At 66.8% G+C, this 19,192-nt stretch carries 18 protein-coding genes and 1 riboswitch; of the genes, 13 read left to right on the forward strand and 5 right to left on the reverse strand.

The window, feature by feature from the left end:
• The first annotated feature begins 6 nt into the window (after positions 1 to 6).
• On the forward strand, positions 7 to 549 hold the full coding sequence (gene ruvC, locus Herbaro_RS01815; protein WP_275012136.1) for a crossover junction endodeoxyribonuclease RuvC: 543 nt from the start codon (positions 7 to 9) through the stop codon (positions 547 to 549).
• Positions 550 to 573: 24 nt separating this feature from the next.
• On the opposite strand, the gene Herbaro_RS01820 is transcribed toward ruvC, so the two are convergent.
• Positions 574 to 1,509, reverse strand: a complete 936-nt coding sequence (locus Herbaro_RS01820) for a DUF808 domain-containing protein (RefSeq protein WP_275012137.1) — start codon at positions 1,507 to 1,509, stop codon at positions 574 to 576.
• Between the two features lie 121 nt (positions 1,510 to 1,630).
• Between Herbaro_RS01820 and ruvA the strand changes: the two genes are divergently transcribed.
• From ruvA to Herbaro_RS01840, 4 genes are all read left to right on the forward strand, one after another.
• Positions 1,631 to 2,209: a Holliday junction branch migration protein RuvA gene (ruvA, locus tag Herbaro_RS01825; protein ID WP_275012138.1), complete on the forward strand. Its 579-nt coding sequence runs from the start codon at positions 1,631 to 1,633 to the stop codon at positions 2,207 to 2,209.
• A 27-nt stretch (positions 2,210 to 2,236) separates the two neighbouring features.
• On the forward strand, positions 2,237 to 3,292 hold the full coding sequence (gene ruvB / locus Herbaro_RS01830) for a Holliday junction branch migration DNA helicase RuvB (protein WP_275012139.1): 1,056 nt from the start codon (positions 2,237 to 2,239) through the stop codon (positions 3,290 to 3,292).
• Between the two features lie 206 nt (positions 3,293 to 3,498).
• Positions 3,499 to 4,341, forward strand: a complete 843-nt coding sequence (locus Herbaro_RS01835) for a 2-keto-4-pentenoate hydratase (protein WP_275012140.1) — start codon at positions 3,499 to 3,501, stop codon at positions 4,339 to 4,341.
• Positions 4,342 to 4,383: 42 nt separating this feature from the next.
• Complete coding sequence (locus tag Herbaro_RS01840; protein ID WP_275012141.1) at positions 4,384 to 4,839, forward strand: YaiI/YqxD family protein; 456 nt, start codon at positions 4,384 to 4,386, stop codon at positions 4,837 to 4,839.
• 76 nt (positions 4,840 to 4,915) lie between these two features.
• On the opposite strand, the gene Herbaro_RS01845 is transcribed toward Herbaro_RS01840, so the two are convergent.
• On the reverse strand, positions 4,916 to 5,374 hold the full coding sequence (locus tag Herbaro_RS01845) for a DUF2147 domain-containing protein (protein ID WP_275012142.1): 459 nt from the start codon (positions 5,372 to 5,374) through the stop codon (positions 4,916 to 4,918).
• Between the two features lie 294 nt (positions 5,375 to 5,668).
• Positions 5,669 to 8,479 (reverse strand): valine--tRNA ligase, encoded by a 2,811-nt coding sequence (locus Herbaro_RS01850; protein WP_275012143.1) that lies wholly within the window; start codon positions 8,477 to 8,479, stop codon positions 5,669 to 5,671.
• Between the two features lie 283 nt (positions 8,480 to 8,762).
• Between Herbaro_RS01850 and Herbaro_RS01855 the strand changes: the two genes are divergently transcribed.
• The 8 genes from Herbaro_RS01855 (at position 8,763) to thiE (ending at position 16,952) form a co-directional block, all read left to right on the forward strand.
• On the forward strand, positions 8,763 to 10,259 hold the full coding sequence (locus Herbaro_RS01855) for a CHASE2 domain-containing protein (RefSeq protein ID WP_275012144.1): 1,497 nt from the start codon (positions 8,763 to 8,765) through the stop codon (positions 10,257 to 10,259).
• Positions 10,237 to 10,596 (forward strand): hypothetical protein, encoded by a 360-nt coding sequence (locus Herbaro_RS01860; protein WP_275012145.1) that lies wholly within the window; start codon positions 10,237 to 10,239, stop codon positions 10,594 to 10,596. The genes Herbaro_RS01855 and Herbaro_RS01860 overlap by 23 nt, the downstream gene beginning before the upstream one ends.
• A gap of 32 nt (positions 10,597 to 10,628) precedes the next feature.
• Positions 10,629 to 12,176 (forward strand): M48 family metalloprotease, encoded by a 1,548-nt coding sequence (locus Herbaro_RS01865; protein ID WP_275012146.1) that lies wholly within the window; start codon positions 10,629 to 10,631, stop codon positions 12,174 to 12,176.
• A 115-nt stretch (positions 12,177 to 12,291) separates the two neighbouring features.
• Positions 12,292 to 12,396: riboswitch (TPP riboswitch) on the forward strand.
• An 89-nt stretch (positions 12,397 to 12,485) separates the two neighbouring features.
• Complete coding sequence (thiC, locus tag Herbaro_RS01870) at positions 12,486 to 14,399, forward strand: phosphomethylpyrimidine synthase ThiC (RefSeq protein WP_275012147.1); 1,914 nt, start codon at positions 12,486 to 12,488, stop codon at positions 14,397 to 14,399.
• A gap of 6 nt (positions 14,400 to 14,405) precedes the next feature.
• On the forward strand, positions 14,406 to 14,606 hold the full coding sequence (thiS, locus tag Herbaro_RS01875; protein WP_275012148.1) for a sulfur carrier protein ThiS: 201 nt from the start codon (positions 14,406 to 14,408) through the stop codon (positions 14,604 to 14,606).
• A gap of 42 nt (positions 14,607 to 14,648) precedes the next feature.
• Positions 14,649 to 15,458, forward strand: a complete 810-nt coding sequence (locus Herbaro_RS01880) for a thiazole synthase (RefSeq protein ID WP_275012149.1) — start codon at positions 14,649 to 14,651, stop codon at positions 15,456 to 15,458.
• Positions 15,459 to 15,460: 2 nt separating this feature from the next.
• On the forward strand, positions 15,461 to 16,303 hold the full coding sequence (gene thiD, locus Herbaro_RS01885) for a bifunctional hydroxymethylpyrimidine kinase/phosphomethylpyrimidine kinase (protein ID WP_275012150.1): 843 nt from the start codon (positions 15,461 to 15,463) through the stop codon (positions 16,301 to 16,303).
• Between the two features lie 16 nt (positions 16,304 to 16,319).
• Positions 16,320 to 16,952, forward strand: a complete 633-nt coding sequence (thiE, locus tag Herbaro_RS01890; protein WP_275012151.1) for a thiamine phosphate synthase — start codon at positions 16,320 to 16,322, stop codon at positions 16,950 to 16,952.
• Between the two features lie 266 nt (positions 16,953 to 17,218).
• On the opposite strand, the gene Herbaro_RS01895 is transcribed toward thiE, so the two are convergent.
• Both Herbaro_RS01895 and Herbaro_RS01900 read right to left on the reverse strand, forming a co-directional pair.
• Complete coding sequence (locus Herbaro_RS01895; protein WP_275012152.1) at positions 17,219 to 17,713, reverse strand: Dps family protein; 495 nt, start codon at positions 17,711 to 17,713, stop codon at positions 17,219 to 17,221.
• Between the two features lie 222 nt (positions 17,714 to 17,935).
• On the reverse strand, positions 17,936 to 19,171 hold the full coding sequence (locus tag Herbaro_RS01900; protein ID WP_275012153.1) for an MFS transporter: 1,236 nt from the start codon (positions 19,169 to 19,171) through the stop codon (positions 17,936 to 17,938).
• Between the last annotated feature and the right edge of the window lie 21 nt (positions 19,172 to 19,192).

Below are 19,192 nucleotides of genomic sequence, written 5' to 3' on the forward strand. Positions count from 1 at the left end.
GCGGGCATGAAAATCATCGGCATCGACCCCGGCCTGCGCACCACCGGCTTCGGGGTCATCCACAAGCAGGGCAACAAGCTTTCCTACATCGCTTCCGGCACCATCAAGACGCCGGACGGCGATCTTCCCTCGCGCCTGAAAGTGATCCTGGCCAGCGTCTCCGAAGTGGTGCGCACCTACACGCCGGACTGCGCCGCCATCGAGAAGGTGTTCGTCAACGTCAACCCACATTCCACCTTGCTGCTGGGCCAGGCGCGCGGCGCGGCGATCTGCGCGCTGGTCAACGCCGACCTGGCGGTGGCCGAGTACACCGCGCTGCAGGTCAAGCAGGCCGTGGCCGGCCACGGCAAGGCGCAGAAGGCCCAGGTGCAGGAGATGGTGGCGCGGCTGCTGCAGCTGCCCGGCCTGCCGGGCACCGATGCGGCCGATGCGCTGGGTGTGGCGATCTGCCATGCCCACGGCGGCGACGTGCTGGCCAACCTGGGCGCGCTGGCGCCCGCGCTGGCCAAGAAGGGTATCCGCATGCGCGGCGGACGGCTGGTCGGCTGACGGGCGTGATCCTGGCGGGGAGGCCTACTTCCTGAACGCGGCCAAGATACGCTGCGCCAGCGCCACCCCGGCCAGCACCACTGCGCCGGCGACCACGCCGAACAGCGCATTCAATATCGTCGGCGCGATGGCCGACAACACCCCGCCCAGCACCGGCAGGGGTTCGATCGCAGCGGCCGCTGCCTCGATGCCGTGATGCGCGAACGGCAGGCCGTGCGTCAGGATGCCGCCGCCCACCATGAACATGGCCGCCGTGCCGATCACCGACAGGCTGCGCATCATCTTCGGCGCGGCCGCCAGCACCGCGCGTCCGAGCGCCGCCCGGGCGCGCCCGAAGGCATCGGCGCCGGCCGTGCGCAGCAGGTAGAGGCCGCCGTCGTCGAGCTTGACGATGGCCGCGACGATGCCGTACACCCCCGCCGTCATGATCAGGGCGATGCCCACCAGCACCGTGATCTGCTGCTGCAGCGGCGCGCCGGCCACGGTGCCCAGCGTGATGGCGATGATCTCGGCCGAGAGGATGAAGTCGGTGCGCACCGCGCCCTTGATCTTGTCCTGTTCGTAGGCGGCGGGATCGACGTCGGCGGACGCCGTGGCGGCGCTCTCGTGATGCACGTCGTCGTGCGGCAGGTACTTGTGCGCCAGTTTCTCGAAGCCCTCGAAGCACAGGAAGGCGCCGCCCAGCATCAGCAGCGGCGTCACCGCCCAGGGGATGAAGGCGCTGATGGCCAGCGCCGCCGGCACCAGGATCGCCTTGTTCTTCAGCGAGCCCTTGGCCACCGCCCACACCACCGGCAGCTCGCGGTCGGCCTTCACGCCGGCCACCTGCTGGGCGTTCAGGGCCAGGTCGTCGCCCAGCACGCCGGCGGTCTTCTTGGCGGCCAGCTTGGTCATCAGGGACACGTCGTCCAGCACCGAGGCGATGTCGTCGATCAGTGCGAAGAAGGCGCTGCCTGCCATGTTGTTCCTTTGCTCATGCGGGTTGTTTGATCGGGGCGCGGACGATACTGTTTATCCGAACAGTGTTGTATCATCCCGTGATTATCACAGAAGCTGCATTCCAAGCACACCACGCCACGCCATGATCGGTCGCCTTTCCGGAATTCTGTTCGAAAAAAATCCCCCGAATCTGCTGGTCGACTGCAACGGCGTCGGCTACGAGGTGGCGGTGCCGATGAGCACCTTCTACAACCTGCCGGGTCTGGGCGAGAAGGTGGTGCTGCTGACCCACCTGGCCATCCGCGAGGATGCGCATATCCTGTTCGGGTTTGGGACGGCCGAGGAGCGCAATACGTTCAAGGAGCTCATCAAGATCTCCGGCGTCGGCGCGCGCACCGCGCTGGCGATCCTCTCGGGCATGTCGGTGGCGGACCTGGCCCAGGCGGTGACGCTGCAGGAAGCCGGACGCCTGACGCGCGTGCCCGGCATCGGCAAGAAGACCGCCGAGCGGCTGTTGCTGGAACTCAAGGGCAAGCTCGGCGCCGACCTCGGCGCGGCCGGCGGCGCGGTCCATACCGACGCCTCGGCCGACATCCTCAACGCGCTGCTGGCGCTGGGCTATTCCGACAAGGAAGCCACGCTGGCCATGAAGCAGGTGCCCAAGGACGCCAGCGTCTCGGACGGCATCAAGCTGGCGCTCAAGGCCCTGTCCAAGGGATAACGCAAGCCGCGCACACAGGACCATCGCATGAGCATCCAGACCGACGATTTTTCCGAACAGCGCATCATCTCCGCCACGCCGGCTTCGGCCAACGAGGAGGCGATCGAACGCGCCCTGCGCCCCAAGCAGCTCGACGAGTACGTTGGCCAGGAGAAGGTGCGCAGTCAGCTGGAGATCTTCATCGCCGCCGCGCGCGGCCGCGGCGAGCCGCTCGACCACACGCTGCTGTTCGGGCCGCCCGGCCTGGGCAAGACCACCATGGCCCACATCATCGCCCGCGAGATGGGCGTGAACCTGCGCCAGACCTCCGGCCCGGTGCTGGAGCGCGCGGGCGACCTGGCGGCGCTCCTGACCAACCTCGAGGCCAACGACGTCCTGTTCATCGACGAGATCCACCGCATGTCGCCGGTGGTGGAGGAAATCCTCTACCCGGCGCTGGAGGACTACCAGATCGACATCATGATCGGCGAGGGCCCGGCGGCGCGCTCGGTGCGCCTGGACCTGCAGCCCTTCACCCTGGTCGGCGCCACCACCCGCGCCGGCATGCTGACCAATCCGCTGCGCGACCGCTTCGGCATCGTCGCCCGGCTGGAGTTCTACACGCCGTCCGAGCTGGCGCGCATCGTCACGCGCAGCGCCGGCCTGTTGAACGCGCCCATCGTGGAAGAGGGCGCGCTGGAGATCGCCCGGCGCAGCCGCGGCACCCCGCGCATCGCCAACCGCCTGCTGCGCCGCGTGCGCGATTACGCCCAGGTCAAGGGCAGCGGCGAGATCACGCGCGACATGGCCGACGCCGCGCTGGTGATGCTGGACGTCGACCCGGTCGGCTTCGACCTGATGGACCGCAAGCTGCTGGAGGCGGTGCTGTTCAAGTTCAGCGGCGGCCCGGTCGGGCTGGACAACCTGGCCGCGGCCATCGGCGAGGAGCGCGACACCATCGAAGACGTGCTGGAGCCCTACCTGATCCAGCAAGGCTACCTGCAGCGCACCCCGCGCGGGCGCATCGCCACGCCGGCCGCCTACCAGCACTTCGGCGTGACAGCGCCGCGCACCAGCCCCAACGGCGATCTCTGGGGCGGTTGAGCGGCCCTTCGGGAAGGCCGGCGAAAGCGCCGATTCCCGCTGGCTGCGAGCGACTGTTGCGCTCCAGGAAAGAGCGCTTTGCACAAAACATTTCAATCGCATGAAATTGTTGCCTGAACTCGCAGAAAGGCGAGTTTTTACTTGTGCAAAAACTAATCGTCATCGACAATGCATAGCTATTCACTATCTTTCGATGTGAGCCAGTCATGCTAATGTCGAGCCAAGCCAGCCGTTACGCGCATCAACTCCTCGATGCGCGGGCCAACTCCCGGCAGATCCCCCTCATCTCCCAGTCCGAGACGCTCTCCGTCGAAGACGCCTACGACATTGCCTTCAGCATCCGCAATATCCGCGTCGCGCAGGGCGAGCAGCCGATCGGCCGCAAGATCGGCTTCGTGGTGCACAAGCAGTGGTCGCGCTACGGCGTGATCGACGATGCCCGCATCCCGACCTGGGCGCCGATGTACGACACCACGGTGCGCTTCGCCGAAGACAATCACGGCCTGCAGTCGCTGGCCGGCGCGGTGCAGCCGCGCATCGAACCGGAGATCGTCTTCAAGCTGGGCAAGACGCCGGCCCCGGGTGCGACCCTGGACGAACTGGCCGACTGCCTGGAGTGGATGGCGCACGGCTTCGAGATCGTGGCCTGCCCGTTCGCCAACTGGGAGTTCACGGTGGCCGACTCGATCGCCGCCTTCGGCCTGCACGGCACGCTGATCGTCGGCGAGCCGCATGTGCTGTCCTCGGCCACCCGCCACCACCTGCCGCAGATCCTGGCCGGCGCCAGCGTCTCGCTGTCGTGCAATACCGAGACCTCCAGCGTGCTGCGCGCGGCCGGCTTCTGCAACGACGAGATGGACAGTCCGCTGCACGCGTTGTGGCACCTGCATGAGCTGCTGCAAAAGCAGACCCAGTTCCGCCAGCTGCAGGCCGGCGAGATCATCACCACCGGCACCTGGACCGATGCCCTGCCGATCAAGGCCGGGCAGACCTGGGTCACCGCCTTCTCCGGCGTGACGCTGCCGGGCCTGACCGTTTCCTTCGTTTGACTTCCGCGCCGCTGGCCGCCATGCCGGCGGCGGCTCCACATCATGCAGATCTGGGTTGACGCCGACGCCTGCCCGGGCGTCATCAAGGACATGCTGTTTCGCGTGGCCGACCGCACCGGCATCGTGGTGACGCTGGTGGCCAACCGCGCGCTGCGCACGCCGCCCTCGCGCCACATCAAATCGGTGGTGGTGCCGCAGGGCTTCGACGTGGCCGATCGCGAGATCGTCAGGCTGGCCCAGGCCGGCGACCTGGTCATCACCGCCGACATCCCGCTGGCCGCCGACGTCGTCGCCAAGGGCGGCGCCGCGCTCAACCCGCGCGGCGAGCTCTACACCGCCGACAACATCGGGCAGCACCTGCACATGCGCAACTTCATGGAAGAACTGCGCGGCAGCGGCGTCGAGACCGGCGGCCCGCCGGCGTTCAGCCAGGGCGACGGCCGCGCCTTCGCGCGCGAGCTGGACCGCTACGTGCAGAAGCACAAGCCGGCCGGCTGACGGCGGCTGCAAACGAAAACGGCAACGATGCGCTCGTTGCCGTTTTGCCTTCCATCGTTGCCGCCCTGCGCGGCGCTCAATCCCCTTCGCGCACCCAGGTCTGCGTGCGGCCCAGCATCGGCATGCCCACATAGCCGCGCACGTTGAGCTTCTTCCCTTCCTCGATCACGGTCAGCTTGCTCTTGTAGAGCTTGCCGTTGGCCGGATCGAGGATCTGGCCGCCGCTGTATTCCTCGCCGTCCTTCTTCAGGCCCGAGAGGATGGTCATGCCGATGATGGGCTGACCCTTGAGCTCGCCCTCGCATTTCTCGCATGTCGGGTTCTGGTTTTCCTCGGCCGGGCGGAACAGCTTCTCGATCTTGCCGGACAGTTCGCCGTTGTTCTCGGTGATGCGGATGAGCGCCTTGGGTTTGCCGGTGGCATCGTCGATGTTCTTCCACAGGCCGACCGGGGAGCCGTCGGCGAAGGCGCAGGACGAGGCGGCGAGCAATGCGGCGATGATGCCCAGGCGGGCGAGGGAGGGGCGTGCGGTCATGGTTGTCTCCTGTCAATAACGATTGTCTGGATTAAAAAGCACGGTTGTTCTAATTTTTATCGACCAGTGTAGGGCATGGACGGGCGCGGTGGCAAGTGCGGGTGGCCGGCCGCGCTTAACGCCACTGGGCCCCTGCTTTCGCAGGGGCGACGGAGGTGAGGTCAAGGGCAACCTGTCGTTCCTGCGAAAGCAGGAACCCAGCGTCGTTCGCCGCAGCCAGAGAAATCGGAAGACAAATAAAAAACGCCGCCGCCCAAGGGCGACGGCGTTTCAGCAAGCCGGACGACAGAAGGACTACTTCAGCTTGGCCAACTGCTCCTTCACCTTCTCCAGCGTCGCGCCGAAGTTGGCGACGCGCTCCTTCTCCTGCGCCACCACGGCCTCAGGCGCACGCGCCACGAAGCTCTCATTGGATAGCTTGGCGTTGGCCTTGGCGATCTCGCCGGTCAGGCGCGTGACCTCCTTGGAGAGGCGCTCGCGCTCGGCGGCGATGTCGACTTCCACCTTGAGCATCAGCTTGACCTCGCCCACGATGGCCACCGGCGCCGGCGACTCCGGCAGCTGGTTCACCACCTGCGCTTCCGACAAGCGCACCAGGCCCTGCAGGTAAGGCAGGAAGGATTCGATGGCGGCGCCGTCGGCGGCCTCCACGATCAGCGGCACGCGCAGCGACGGCGCCAGCTGCATCTCGCCGCGCAGGTTGCGGCAGGCGTCGGTGTAGGCCTTGAACTGCCCCACCCAGGCCTCGGCTTCGGCGTCGATCTTCTCCAGGTCGGGGCGCGGATACGACTGGCGCATGATGGAGTCGCCGGCCGGATCCAGCTTTTTGTCGGTCAGCGGCGCTACCGTCTGCCACAGCTGCTCGGTGATGAAGGGCAGCACCGGATGCGCCAGGCGCAGGATCACTTCCAGCACGCGCAGCAGGGTGCGGCGCGTGGCGCGCTGCTGCGCCTCGTTGCCGCTCTGGATCTGCGCCTTGGCCATTTCCAGGTACCAGTCGCAGTACTCGTCCCAGACGAACTTGTAGATTGCGGTGGCGATGTTGTCGAAACGGTAGTCGGCGAAGCCCTTCTCGACCTCCGCCTCGGTACGCTGCAGCAGCGATACGATCCAGCGGTCGGCCTGCGAGAACTGCAGGTAGCTCTTGTCGCACACACCCTTTTCATGACCGTCGAAACCGCAGTCCTGGCCTTCGGTGTTCATCAGCACGAAGCGGGTGGCGTTCCACAGCTTGTTGCAGAAGTTGCGGTAGCCCTCGCAGCGGTTCAGGTCGAAGTTGATGTTGCGGCCGAGGGTCGCCAGCGAGGCGAAGGTGAAGCGCAGCGCATCGGTGCCGAAGGCCGGGATGCCGTCGGCGAATTCCTTGCGGGTGGCCTTCTCGATGCTGGTCGCCTGCTTGGGATTCATCAGGCCCACGGTGCGCTTGGCCACCAGCTCATCGACGCCGATACCGTCGATCAGGTCGATCGGATCCAGCGTGTTGCCCTTGGACTTGGACATCTTCTGGCCCGAGGCGTCGCGCACCAGGCCGTGCACGTAGACGGTGTCGAACGGCACCTTGCCGGTGAAGTGCGTGGTCATCATGACCATGCGCGCGACCCAGAAGAAGATGATGTCGAAGCCGGTCACCAGCACGGTGGAGGGCAGGAACAGCTTGTAGTCCGGGGTTTCTTCGGGCCAGCCCAGCGTGGAGAAGGGCACCAGCGCCGAGGAGAACCAGGTGTCGAGCACGTCCTCGTCGCGCTTGACCGGCTTGCCGCCGGCCTGCGCGCGCGCTTCTTCCTCGGTGCGGGCGACATAGATGCCGCCGTCCTCGTCGTACCAGGCCGGGATCTGGTGGCCCCACCACAGCTGGCGCGAGATGCACCAGTCCTGGATGTTGTTCAACCACTGGTTGTAGGTGTTGCTCCAGTTTTCCGGGACGAACTTGATCTCGCCCGAGGCCACTTTCTCCAGCGCGGTCTCGGCGATCGACTTGCCGGGGAAGTAGGTGCCTTCCGGCGCCGGCTTGCTCATCGCCACGAACCACTGGTCGGTCAGCATCGGCTCGATCACCACGCCGGTGCGGTCGCCGCGCGGCACCATCAGCTTGTGCGGCTTGACCGACTCCAGCGCGCCCAGCGCGTCGAGGTCGGCGACGATCTGCTTGCGCGCCTCGAAGCGGTCCAGGCCCTGGTACTTCGCCGGGCCGTTCTCGTTGATCTTGGCGTCCAGCGTGAACACGCTGATCTTTTCCAGGTTGTGGCGCGCGCCGACCTGGTAGTCGTTGAAGTCGTGCGCGGGCGTGATCTTCACGCAGCCGGTGCCGAATTCCTTGTCGACGTATTCATCCTTGATGATGGGAATCTCGCGGCCCACCAGGGGCAGCTTCAGCATCTTGCCCACCAGCCCGGCGTAGCGCTCGTCGGTCGGATCCACCGCCACGGCGACGTCGCCCAGCATGGTTTCCGGACGGGTGGTGGCGACCGTGATGTGGCCGCTGCCGTCGGCCAGCGGGTACTGGATGTGCCACATCGAGCCGTCTTCTTCCTCGGACACCACTTCCAGGTCGGAGACCGCGGTGCCCAGCACCGGATCCCAGTTCACCAGGCGCTTGCCGCGGTAGATCAGGCCCTGCTCGTACAGGCGCACGAACACTTCGGTCACGGCCTTGGACATCTTCGGGTCCATCGTGAAGTACTCGCGCGCCCAGTCGGTCGAGGCGCCCATGCGGCGCATCTGGCCGGTGATGGTGGAGCCGGACTTCTCTTTCCACTCCCAGACCTTCTCGATGAACTTCTCGCGGCCGAGGTCATGGCGCGAAATCTTCTGCGCGTCGAGCTGGCGCTCCACCACGATCTGGGTGGCGATGCCGGCGTGGTCGGTACCGGGGATCCAGGCGGTGTTGTGCCCGCGCATGCGGTAGTAGCGCGTCAGGCCGTCCATGATGGTCTGGTTGAACGCGTGGCCCATGTGCAGGGTGCCCGTCACGTTCGGCGGCGGCAGCTGGATGGAGAACGACGGCTTGTCCGCGTCGGTGGTGGCGGCGAAGTAACCGCGCTTCTCCCATTCCTCGCGCCAGAATTTTTCAATCTCGGCAGGCTCGAAAGACTTGGCTAATTCCATGATTTGACGTGTGTTTTTGCGAAACCGTCCATTATAAATGAGCCGTCTGCGCCACGGGAAAATGCCGGTCGGCGATTCTTTGCGGTTTGCCGCAAGTCATGGAAATTCCTGTCGTTCAAGAAAGTGCTTGCCGGCACCATTGCCGGCCTGCAAAATGAACGCGCTTCAGGGGGGGAGGCGTCAGCCTGCCGACGATAACAATAGTCAGACAAGCAACATGCGTTCGGCGCCAGGGGTGGCGCCAGGCGTACACCACGCCGCCGCATGCCAAGGCATCGGATCGATGACAACAAGAACATTTCTGCAAGCGTGCCGCGCACGCGTACGGGCCTGCCTGCGGGGCAAGCGCATCACACGATTCGTCAAGGAGGTCCTGGTCGCCGTGGCGTTCGGCATCGGCCTGGCCTTCTTCGTCCAGCTGGCGGTCGGCGAGGAGTTCGCCACGCGCGGATATGCGCGGCTGTACGCGCCTTTGGCCGGCGCCATCTACGGCGAGCACGAACGCGCGCAGACCACCGTCATGCTCATCGACGACGCCACGCTGGCCGACGCCGGCGAAACCTGGCCGGCCCGCTACGCCTATCACGCGCGCCTGGCCAAGGCGCTGGCGCGCTACCGTCCCAAGGCCGTCTTCTTCGATATCTACTTCAGCCAGGCGCGCAGCGATCCCAGCCTGCCGGCGCTGGCCGAGGCGCTGTGCGCCTTGCGGCGCCAGGGCACCGAAGTCTTCCTCGGCGCCGTGCCCGATGCCGAGGGCAGCGACAGCCTGCGCGCCGAGCTCGAGGCGCTGGCCGGCAAATGCTTCCACAAGGTCGGCCTGCAATACACGCCTGACAGCCTGGACCGCCTGGCCTGGACCTACCCGCTGCGCGAGCAATCCGAAGACGGGGTATTGCCCAACGCCGCGCTGGCCATCTATGAGCATGCCTACGCCGGGCGCATTCCCGAGGAAGAGGGCGAGCTGGCCCTGACCTGGGGACTGTCCACCGCCGCCTACGGCGTGCGCTGGGTGGAGCCGGGCGCCGCCGAGTCGTCGCGCCTGTACTGCCGCGCCGACATGGGATGGCGCGACGCGCTGCTGCCGGCGGGCGCCAGGGAAAAGCTGGCCGGCAACGACAAGCCGCTGTGCGTGTTCCACAACACGCTCTACGCGGGCGACCTGGCCGCCGGCTCCGAGGAAGAGGAGGCCGTCCTCAAGCAGCTGCTGCAAGGGCGCACCGTGATGGTCGGCACCGCCCTGGCCAACAGTCCGGACCGCGTGCAGTCGCCGCTGCACGGGCGCATCCCGGGCGTCTACCTGCACGCCATGGCGCTGGACAACCTGCTGACCTACGGCGCCGGCTATCCGCGCGAAATCCATCTCATCGGCAAGATCGACAGCGCCCACCTGTGGCTGTACCTGTTCCTGGCGCTGAGCGTCACGCTGGGGACGATCGGGCACCGCGCCTATAAGGTTTGCCATGAACGCAAGGCGCCGGAGGGCGCCGCCGGCGGCAGGTTCAGGCTGCTGGGCGAGGTCGCCCGCGAGGGCGCATGGAAGATCGGCAAGGCGCTGGCGCTGCCGGTGGCGGTCGGGTTTGCCGTGTTCATCGGGCAGTACGTGTTCCAGATCGGCCTGATGACGATCATCGACATCGTCATCTTCACGCTCACGGCGGAGTGGCTGGAGCTCAACGAGAAATTCCTGGGATTCCTGGAAAAGCGCAAGGCCGGACATGCGGCCGCAAACGAAGACCAATCAAACGACGGGAGCAAGCATGAACAGCATCACACGCAATAAGGCATCGATCCTGCTGGCCGGCGCGCTGGCGATGGCGGCGGCCGGCGCGGCCATGGCGCAAGGCCTGGGCGCGGTGGTCGCGGCCAAGCAGAATCCCTTGCCGGTGTATGCCAACGCGGGCGACGCCAAGGCGACCGGCAGCGTGAGCGCGGTCAACCTGCCGTGGCCGATCAAGGAGTCGCGCAACGAGTTCTTCAAGGTCGCCGTGGAGGGCCGCGATGTCTGGATCGACTCCATGGACGTGCGCGCCGACCGCCAGTCGGCGCATCGCTGCGCCAAGGTGCCGGGCGCCAAGGACGTGGCCGGCACGCCGGGCGCCGCCGGCAAGAATTGCTGAGCGCAACGACAAGAAGAAAAGGGGAAGCAAGCATGCAACGTGGACACCAACAATGGCGCCGGCTGGTCATCGCCGCCGGCGCGGCCGGCCTGCTGACGGCCTGCCAGAACATGCCGGAAGCCAAGATGCCTAACCTGGCCGCGCTGACCGGCCCCAGCGTGGCCAAGGTCGGCGACCTTCCCAAGGTCGATACGCCGCAGTGGGACGACGCCGCCGAGGACGTCAACGACAACCGCGCGCTCGGCTACGGGCTGGTGCACATGCCGGCCATGGAGGACTACCTCAACCAGCTCTACGCGAAGATCAAGCAGACCGCCGAGGTGCCTGACTGGCCGGGCAAGGTGTATGTTTCTTCGGAGAGCACGCTCAATGCGCACGCCACCGGCGCCGGCAACATCTACGTCAACATCGCGGTGCTGCAATCCTTCGAATCGGAGGACGAGATCTTCGCGCTGCTATCGCATGAATTCGCGCACGTCTACCTGGGCCACCAGAGCGCCTTCCGCGCCCGCCTGGTGACCGAATCGGCGGCCCTGCTGGCCATCGGCATCAAGACCCTGGCCAAGGAGGTCAACACCCGCGGCTGGGGCAGCCAGGACAACATCTCGGTGGCCACGGCGGCCGCCAACAGCCTGATCCTGCCGGCCTGGCAGCGCTCGGTCGAGGAGCAGGCCGACTTGCTGGGCGCCACCATCAGCCTGCGCAACGGCTACTCCTACGCCTCCGGTTTCAAGGCCTTCCTGGAGCGCGTGGCCGACGTCGAGCAGAACGCCGCGCGCGAGGCCCAGGCGCTGGCGCAAGCCAAGCGCGCGCAGGCAATCCAGGCCCGCAAGACCGGCGTCGACAAGGCGGTGGGGGAAGTGGGCGACTCCATCAGCGACCAGGTCGGCGCGCTGCTGGCCGGCGCCGCGCAGGACCACGCCGACGCCGTCGCGCGCGAGGACGCGCTGAGCAAGCAGGTCGTGCCGCTGCTGCCCAGCCCGCGTCCGCAGCCGCGCATCGAACCCTGGAACCGGGCGCTGAAGGAAAAACGCAACGCCGAAGTGCTGGCGCACTACGCGCTGTTCCCGCGCATCGACCAACTGCTCGCCGCCAACAAGCCGCGCGACGCCTTGAAGCTGGCCCGCACCGCGGCCAGCGGCGCCACCGCCGGTGACGGCACGGCCGTGGCCTATCTCTACAACGCGATGCAAAAGGGCGGCGTCAATCGCAACGAGCAGCTCAAGGCCTTGCAGCGCAACCAGGCATGGCCGCAACGCTCGTGGGCGGTGCAGATGATGATCGCCACGTCGCTGGCCGGCAGCGACAAGCCCCGGGCCCGCGCTTTCCTCGACCAGCAATACGCCGACTTCGGCCGCGCGCAGCGCACCACGCCCGACGTGATCGGCTTCTACATGACGATCAACGATGCGCAGGGCGCCAAGCAGATGGCGGTGGCGTGTTCGCTGGCCAATCCGCGCTACCGCGCAGTTTGCCTGGATCGCGCGCAGACCGATGCCGAGCGGCGTGCGGCGCAGGCGCAAAGCGAGGCGCGCAGCAAGGCCATCGCCGACCAGGCGCTGGAGAAGATCAAGTTCTGACGATGGGGGCAGGCGCGGCCCTGCGCCCGCGCGCATGGTCGGTATTGGTGCAGTGCAAGTGTTGCGCGTGCGGAGGATCGGTGTAGAATCCGGCCCACGACATGCGCAGTACGTGTCGAAACGCTAGGGGTCCTGGCGCCAGTGCATCGGCGGCCGGGTGAGAAATACCCTTGAACCTGATCTGGATAATGCCAGCGAAGGGAAGCAACCGGCAGCACGACGTCCCACCTCCGCACTTCGGGATCGCGTCTTCTTCCGCAACCTCCTTTGCTGGCTCCGAGCCAAGAGTCATCAAGCAAAGGAGCCAAAATGAATGCCAACCCGAAGTTCCTGTCCGCGACCGCCACGGTCGACGAGGCAGCGATCCAGCCCCTCCCGAATTCCCGCAAGATCTACGTGACCGGCTCGCGCCCGGACATCCGCGTGCCCATGCGCGAGATCAGCCAGGCCGACACGCCGGCCATGTTCGGCGCCGAGCGCAATCCGCCGATCTACGTCTACGACACCTCGGGCCCCTACACCGACCCCGAGGTCAAGATCGACATCCGCGCCGGCCTGGCCGCGCCGCGCCTGCCCTGGATCCTGGAACGCGACGACACCGAAGAGCTGCCCGGCCCGAGTTCGGAGTACGGCCAGCAGCGCCTGAACGACCCCAAGCTGGAAGAGCTGCGCTTCAACCTGCACCGCAAGCCGCGCCGCGCCCGCGCGGGCGGCAACGTCTCGCAAATGCATTACGCCCGTCGCGGCATCGTCACGCCCGAGATGGAGTTCGTCGCCATCCGCGAGAACATGCGCCGCAAGGAGTACCTGGAGGAGCTCAAGGCCGCCGGCCCGATGGGCGCCAAGCTGTCCGACCTGATGGGGCGCCAGCATCCCGGCCAGTCCTTCGGCGCCGCGATCCCGGCCGAGATCACGCCCGAGTTCGTGCGCGACGAGATCGCCCGCGGCCGCGCCATCATCCCCGCCAACATCAACCACCCGGAAGTCGAGCCGATGATCATCGGCCGCAATTTCCTGGTGAAGATCAACGCCAATATCGGCAACTCGGCCGTGACCTCCTCCATCGGCGAGGAAGTCGAGAAGATGACCTGGGCCATCCGCTGGGGCGGCGACAACGTGATGGACCTCTCCACCGGCAAGAACATCCACGAGACGCGCGAGTGGATCATCCGCAATTCGCCGGTGCCGATCGGCACCGTGCCGATCTACCAGGCGCTGGAGAAGGTCAATGGCAAGGCGGAAGACCTGACCTGGGAGATCTTCCGCGACACCCTGATCGAGCAGGCCGAGCAGGGCGTGGACTACTTCACCATCCACGCCGGCGTGCGCCTGCAATACGTGCCGCTGACCGCCAAGCGCATGACCGGCATCGTTTCGCGCGGCGGCTCCATCATGGCCAAGTGGTGCCTGGCGCACCACCGCGAATCCTTCCTCTATGAGCACTTCGAGGACATCTGCGAGATCATGAAGGCCTACGACGTCAGCTTCAGCCTGGGCGACGGCCTGCGTCCCGGTTCGATCTACGACGCCAACGACGAGGCCCAGCTGGGCGAGCTGCGCACCCTGGGCGAACTGACCCAGATCGCCTGGAAGCACGACGTGCAGGTGATGATCGAAGGCCCCGGCCACGTGCCCATGCACCTGATCAAGGAAAACATGGACCTGCAGCTGGAACACTGCCATGAGGCGCCGTTCTACACGCTGGGCCCGCTGACCACCGACATCGCGCCCGGCTACGACCACATCACCTCCGGCATCGGCGCCGCGCAGATCGGCTGGTACGGCACCGCCATGCTGTGCTACGTCACGCCCAAGGAACACCTGGGCCTGCCCAACAAGGTCGACGTCAAGGACGGCATCATCACCTACAAGATCGCGGCCCACGCGGCCGACCTGGCCAAGGGCCATCCCGGCGCGCAGATCCGCGACAACGCGCTGTCCAAGGCGCGCTTCGAGTTCCGCTGGGAAGACCAGTTCAACCTCGGCCTGGATCCGGACAAGGCGCGCGAATTCCACGACGAGACCCTGCCCAAGGATTCGGCCAAGGTGGCGCACTTCTGCTCCATGTGCGGCCCGCACTTCTGCTCCATGAAGATCACCCAGGAAGTGCGCGACTATGCGGCCCAGCAAGGCATCTCCGAGATCGACGCATTGAAGCAGGGCATGCAGGTGAAGTCGGTCGAGTTCGTGAAGATGGGCGCCGAGATCTACTCCAAGACCTGAGCCGCCATGCAGATCGAACTCAACGGCAAGCCGCATCCGCTGCCCGACGGCGCCACGCTGGAACAGCTGATCGCCGCGCTTGAACTGAGCGGCAAGGCGGTGGCGGTGGCCGTGAACCGGCAGGTGGTGCCGTCGCAGCAATGGGCGGCGCGTACGCTGGCCGAGACCGACAAGGTGGACGTGGTGCGGGCCATCGGCGGCGGCTGAACCGCCGTCGCCGCGCTCGCCATCGAACTCAAAGGAACAGACATGAACATGAACGACGTGCCCGCGCTCAAGGAAGAAGCGGGCCTGACCATTGCCGGAAAAACCTACCGCTCGCGCCTGCTGGTGGGCAGCGGCAAGTACAAGGACCTGAACGAAACCCGCCAAGCGACCATCGCCAGCGGCGCCGACATCATCACGGTGGCGATCCGCCGCGTGAACATCGGCCAGGATCCCAATGCGCCCAGCCTGCTGGACGCGGTGCCGCCCTCGGAGTTCACCATCCTGCCCAACACCGCCGGCTGCTACAACGCCGCCGACGCGGTCTACACGCTGCAGCTCGCGCGCGAGCTGCTCGGCGGGCACAAGCTGGTGAAGCTGGAAGTGCTGGGCGACGAGAAGACCCTGTTCCCCAACATGCCCGAGACGCTCAAGGCGGCCGAGACCCTGGTCAAGGACGGCTTCGACGTCATGGTCTACTGCAGCGACGACCCGATCCAGGCGCGCATGCTGGAAGACCTGGGCGTGGCCGCGGTGATGCCGCTGGCCTCGCTGATCGGCTCCGGCATGGGCATCCTGAACCCATGGAACCTGTCGCTGATCATCGAGCAGGCCCGGGTGCCGGTGCTGGTGGATGCCGGCGTGGGCACGGCGTCCGACGCCGCCATCGCCATGGAGCTGGGCTGCGACGGCGTGCTGATGAACAGCGCCATCGCCGGCGCGCGCGACCCCGTGCGCATGGCGCGCGCCATGAAGCTGGCGGTGGAGGCCGGCCGCGAGGCATTTCTCTCCGGCCGCATCCCGCGCAAGTTCAGCGCGCATCCGTCCTCGCCGATGGCCGGCCGCGTGGCCTGAGCATGCACGCCGCCTATCGTCCGACGCCGCCCTGCGTGCTGGTGTTCTCCGGCTCCGACCCCAGCGGCGGCGCCGGCATGCAGGCCGACATCCCGGCGATCTCCGCTCTGGGTTGCCACCCGTTGTCGGTGCCGACTGCGCTCACGGTGCAGGACAACGCCAGCGTGTTCGCGGTGCATCCGCTGGAACCCGGGCTGGTGCGTCACCAGGCGCAGGTGCTGATCGACCGCTTCGAGATCGCCGCGGTCAAGCTCGGCATCGCCGGCAGCCGCGCCAACGCCGAGGCGATCGCCGCGCTGATCGTCCAGTTGCGCGAGAAGAACCCGGCGCTGCCGGTGGTGCTCGACCCGGTGCTGGCCAACGGCCGCGGCGACAGCCTCTCCGCCGACGACGCCGCGCGCGTGATCGAGCCGCTGTACGCGTTGGCCACGGTGATCACGCCCAATCTCAACGAGGCGCGCCGCCTGTGCGGCGACATCGCGCCGGCGCGCCAGGCGGCCGCGCTGATGAAGCGCGGCTGCGGCCACGTGCTGCTCAAGGGCGGGCATGGCCCGCAGGAGCACGACGTGGTCAATCGCTGGTACGGCCAGCTGTTCCGTTCCGAGTACGCCGAGGACGCGGTGGAAAGCGCCCGCTGGAGCTGGCAGCGCCTGCCCGACGAGTTCCACGGCAGCGGCTGCACGCTGGCCGCGGCGCTGTCGGCCTGCCTGGCGCGCGGCCTGCCCATGCGCGAGGCGATCGACCTGGCGCAGCGCTACACACAGCACGCCTTGTCCACTTCCTATGCGATCGCGGCGGGGCAACGCATCCCCAACCGCATCGCCACTTTCGATGCCGCCCACTGAACGGCAGGAGCTTGCAATGACACCCGACTACTCCCGGCACCTGCGGGGCCTCTACATCGTCACCCCCGACTGGGACGACACCGCGCAACTGCTGGCCGCCACCGAGCTGGCCCTGCAAAACGGCGCGGCGCTGGTGCAGTACCGCCACAAGACCGCCTCGCCGGCATTGCGCCGCGCGCAGGCCGAGGCGCTGCTGGTGCTGTGCCGCCAGTACAAGGCGCCGCTGGTCATCAACGATCATGTCGAACTGTGCAATGAGATCGACGCCGACGGCATCCACGTCGGCGGCACCGACGCCTCGATCGCCGAGGTGCGCCGCGCCGTCGGCCCTGGCCGGATCGTCGGCGCCTCCTGCTACGGCACGCTGGAACTGGCCCACGCGGCGTACCGTGACGGCGCCAGCTATGTCGCCTTCGGCGGCTTCTATCCCTCGCGCGTGAAGAAATACGACTTCCGCACCGCGCCCGGGATCATCGCCCAATCCAAGCGCGAGATCCCGCTGCCGGTGGTGGTGATCGGCGGCATCACGTTGGAGAACGCGCCGCCGCTGGTGGCGCAGGGGGCCGACATGGTGGCGGTGATCAGCAGCGTCTACCTGGTGCCGCAGGCCGAGCGCAAGACGCGCGAGCTGGCAGACCTGTATCGCTGAGGCATGACGCACGCCGCTGGGTTCCTGCTTTCGCAGGAACGACAGGCAGGGGATATCTCCAACAGCCGAGGGTTGCAGTCACTCCTGCCTGTCGTCCCGGCAAAAGCCGGGATCCAGTGACGTTAAACTGAGGTCGAGTCATCGCGGACGTCGCCGTCTTCGCGATTTCGGCGCAATGACAGAAGGTAGCGAAGCCACCGACCGACAGGACGTAAAAAAAGCCATCCCGCAGGATGGCTTTTTCATGCCGAAGCAGATGACGAGGATCAGCCTTCCAGCAGGCTGCGCAGCATCCACGCGTTCTTTTCATGCAGCTGCATGCGCTGGGTCAGCAGGTCGGCGGTCGGTTCGTCGGCGGCGGCATCCACGGCCGGGAAGATCGAGCGCGCGGTGCGGGTGACGGCTTCCTGGCCGGCCACCAGCTGGGCGATCATCTCTTGCGCGTTGGGCACGCCGTCGGCTTCGGGGATCGACGACAGCTTGGCGAATTCCTTGTACGAGCCCGGCGCCGGGTAGCCCAGCGCGCGGATGCGTTCGGCGATCAGGTCGACCGCGGTGGCCAGCTCGGTGTACTGGCCTTCGAACATCAGGTGCAGCGTATTGAACATCGGACCGGTCACGTTCCAGTGGAAGTTGTGGGTCTTCAGGTAGAGGGTGTAGGAGTCGGCCAGCAGCTTGGACAGGCCGTCGGCGATCTTCTTGCGATCCTTGTCGTTGATGCCGATGTTGATCGAGGGGGATGCAACGTTCTTCTTTGCCATTTTTCGCTCCTTGAGGATGTTTGGTTTTTCGTCAGCGTTTGAAACAACATGGCGATTCTATTGCAAATCGCCGACGCCGGACTCTGTCGATGCGACTGTATTGATAAAGAGATGGGGCAAGTGTTCCCGATTTCAATCGTGCGCCCGCGCAAAAAGAACAATGGGGCCGATAGCGAAAACGCCATCGGCCCCATTGCGCGAGCGGCGACCAGCGCCCGGGCCTTACTGCGGCGCGCGTTGCTGGGCGCTGCGGTACAGCGAGAGCGACAAGGCCACCGCGCCGATAGAGGCGATGGCGGCGAACAGGAACACCTGCGGATAGCCCAGCTGGCCGGCGATGGCGCCCGCCAGCGGACCGGTGACGCCCAGCGCCAGGTCGAGGAACACCGAGTACGCCGCCAGCGCCGCGCCGCGGTTCGAGGCCGGCACCAGGTTGACCGCCTCCACGCCCAGCGACGGGAACACCAGCGCAAAGCCGAAGCCGGCCAGCGCCGCGCCCAGCAGCGCTACTTCCGGCGCGCTGGCAACCCACAGCAGCAGCAGGCCGACCGCTTCGGTGATGAAGCAGACAATGGCCACGCGATAGCCGCCGAAGCGGTTGATCGCATTGGCGAACAGCAGGCGCGAGCCGACGAAGGCGCTGGAGAATGCGGTCAGCGCGAAGGCCGCGCCGCCCCAGTGCTGGTCGGCGTAGTACAGCGTGATGAAGGTGGCGATCGAGCCGAAGCCGATGGTGCCGAAGGCCAGGCCCATGCCATAGGCGAACACGCGGCGCAGCACCAGCTTGAAGGGCAGCTTCTCGCCCGGGATCACCGGCGTCACCGGACCGCCGCGCGCCAGCGCGTAGCCGACCAGGGTCAGCAGCATGCCGGCCAGGCCGATCACGGCGAAGCCCAGCGCATGATCCAGCACCACGCCCAGCGGCGCGCCGATGGCCAGCGCCGCATAGGTGGCGATGCCGTTCCAGGAAATCATCTTGGCGGTGTTCTCGGAGCCTACGCGGCCCACGCCCCACATGATGGCGCCGGTGCCGACCAGGCTCTCGCCCAGGCCCAGCAGCGCACGGCTGCAGAACAGCAGCACCAGGCTCAGGAAGGGCAGCGGCTGCGCCAGCGCGGCCAGCAGCAACAGGCCGCCGCTGCCGGCGCACAGCAGCATGCCGCGCATCACGGTCTGCTTGGGGCCGATGGTGTCGATCATGCGGCCGGCGTTGGCGCGGCTCACGAAGGTGGCGAAATACTGGACGCTGATACCCAGCCCGGCCACCACGGCGCTGTAGCCGAGGTCGAGGTGGATGTAGCCCGGCAGCACCGCCATCGGGATGCCGATGGCCAGGTACACCAGGAACGTGAAGAAAGCGGTGGCAAGGATTTGCTGCGTAACTTTGACCGGCTTGGCGGGCGTCAGCGGACGCGCCTGCACAGGGCCGGAACTGGGACTACAAGAATCGTCGGACATGGCGGGGGATGGTGGAATGAA

Origin of the sequence: Herbaspirillum sp. WKF16, assembly GCF_028993615.1 — a bacterium.
Taxonomy (GTDB): Bacteria; Pseudomonadota; Gammaproteobacteria; order Burkholderiales; family Burkholderiaceae_D; genus Herbaspirillum.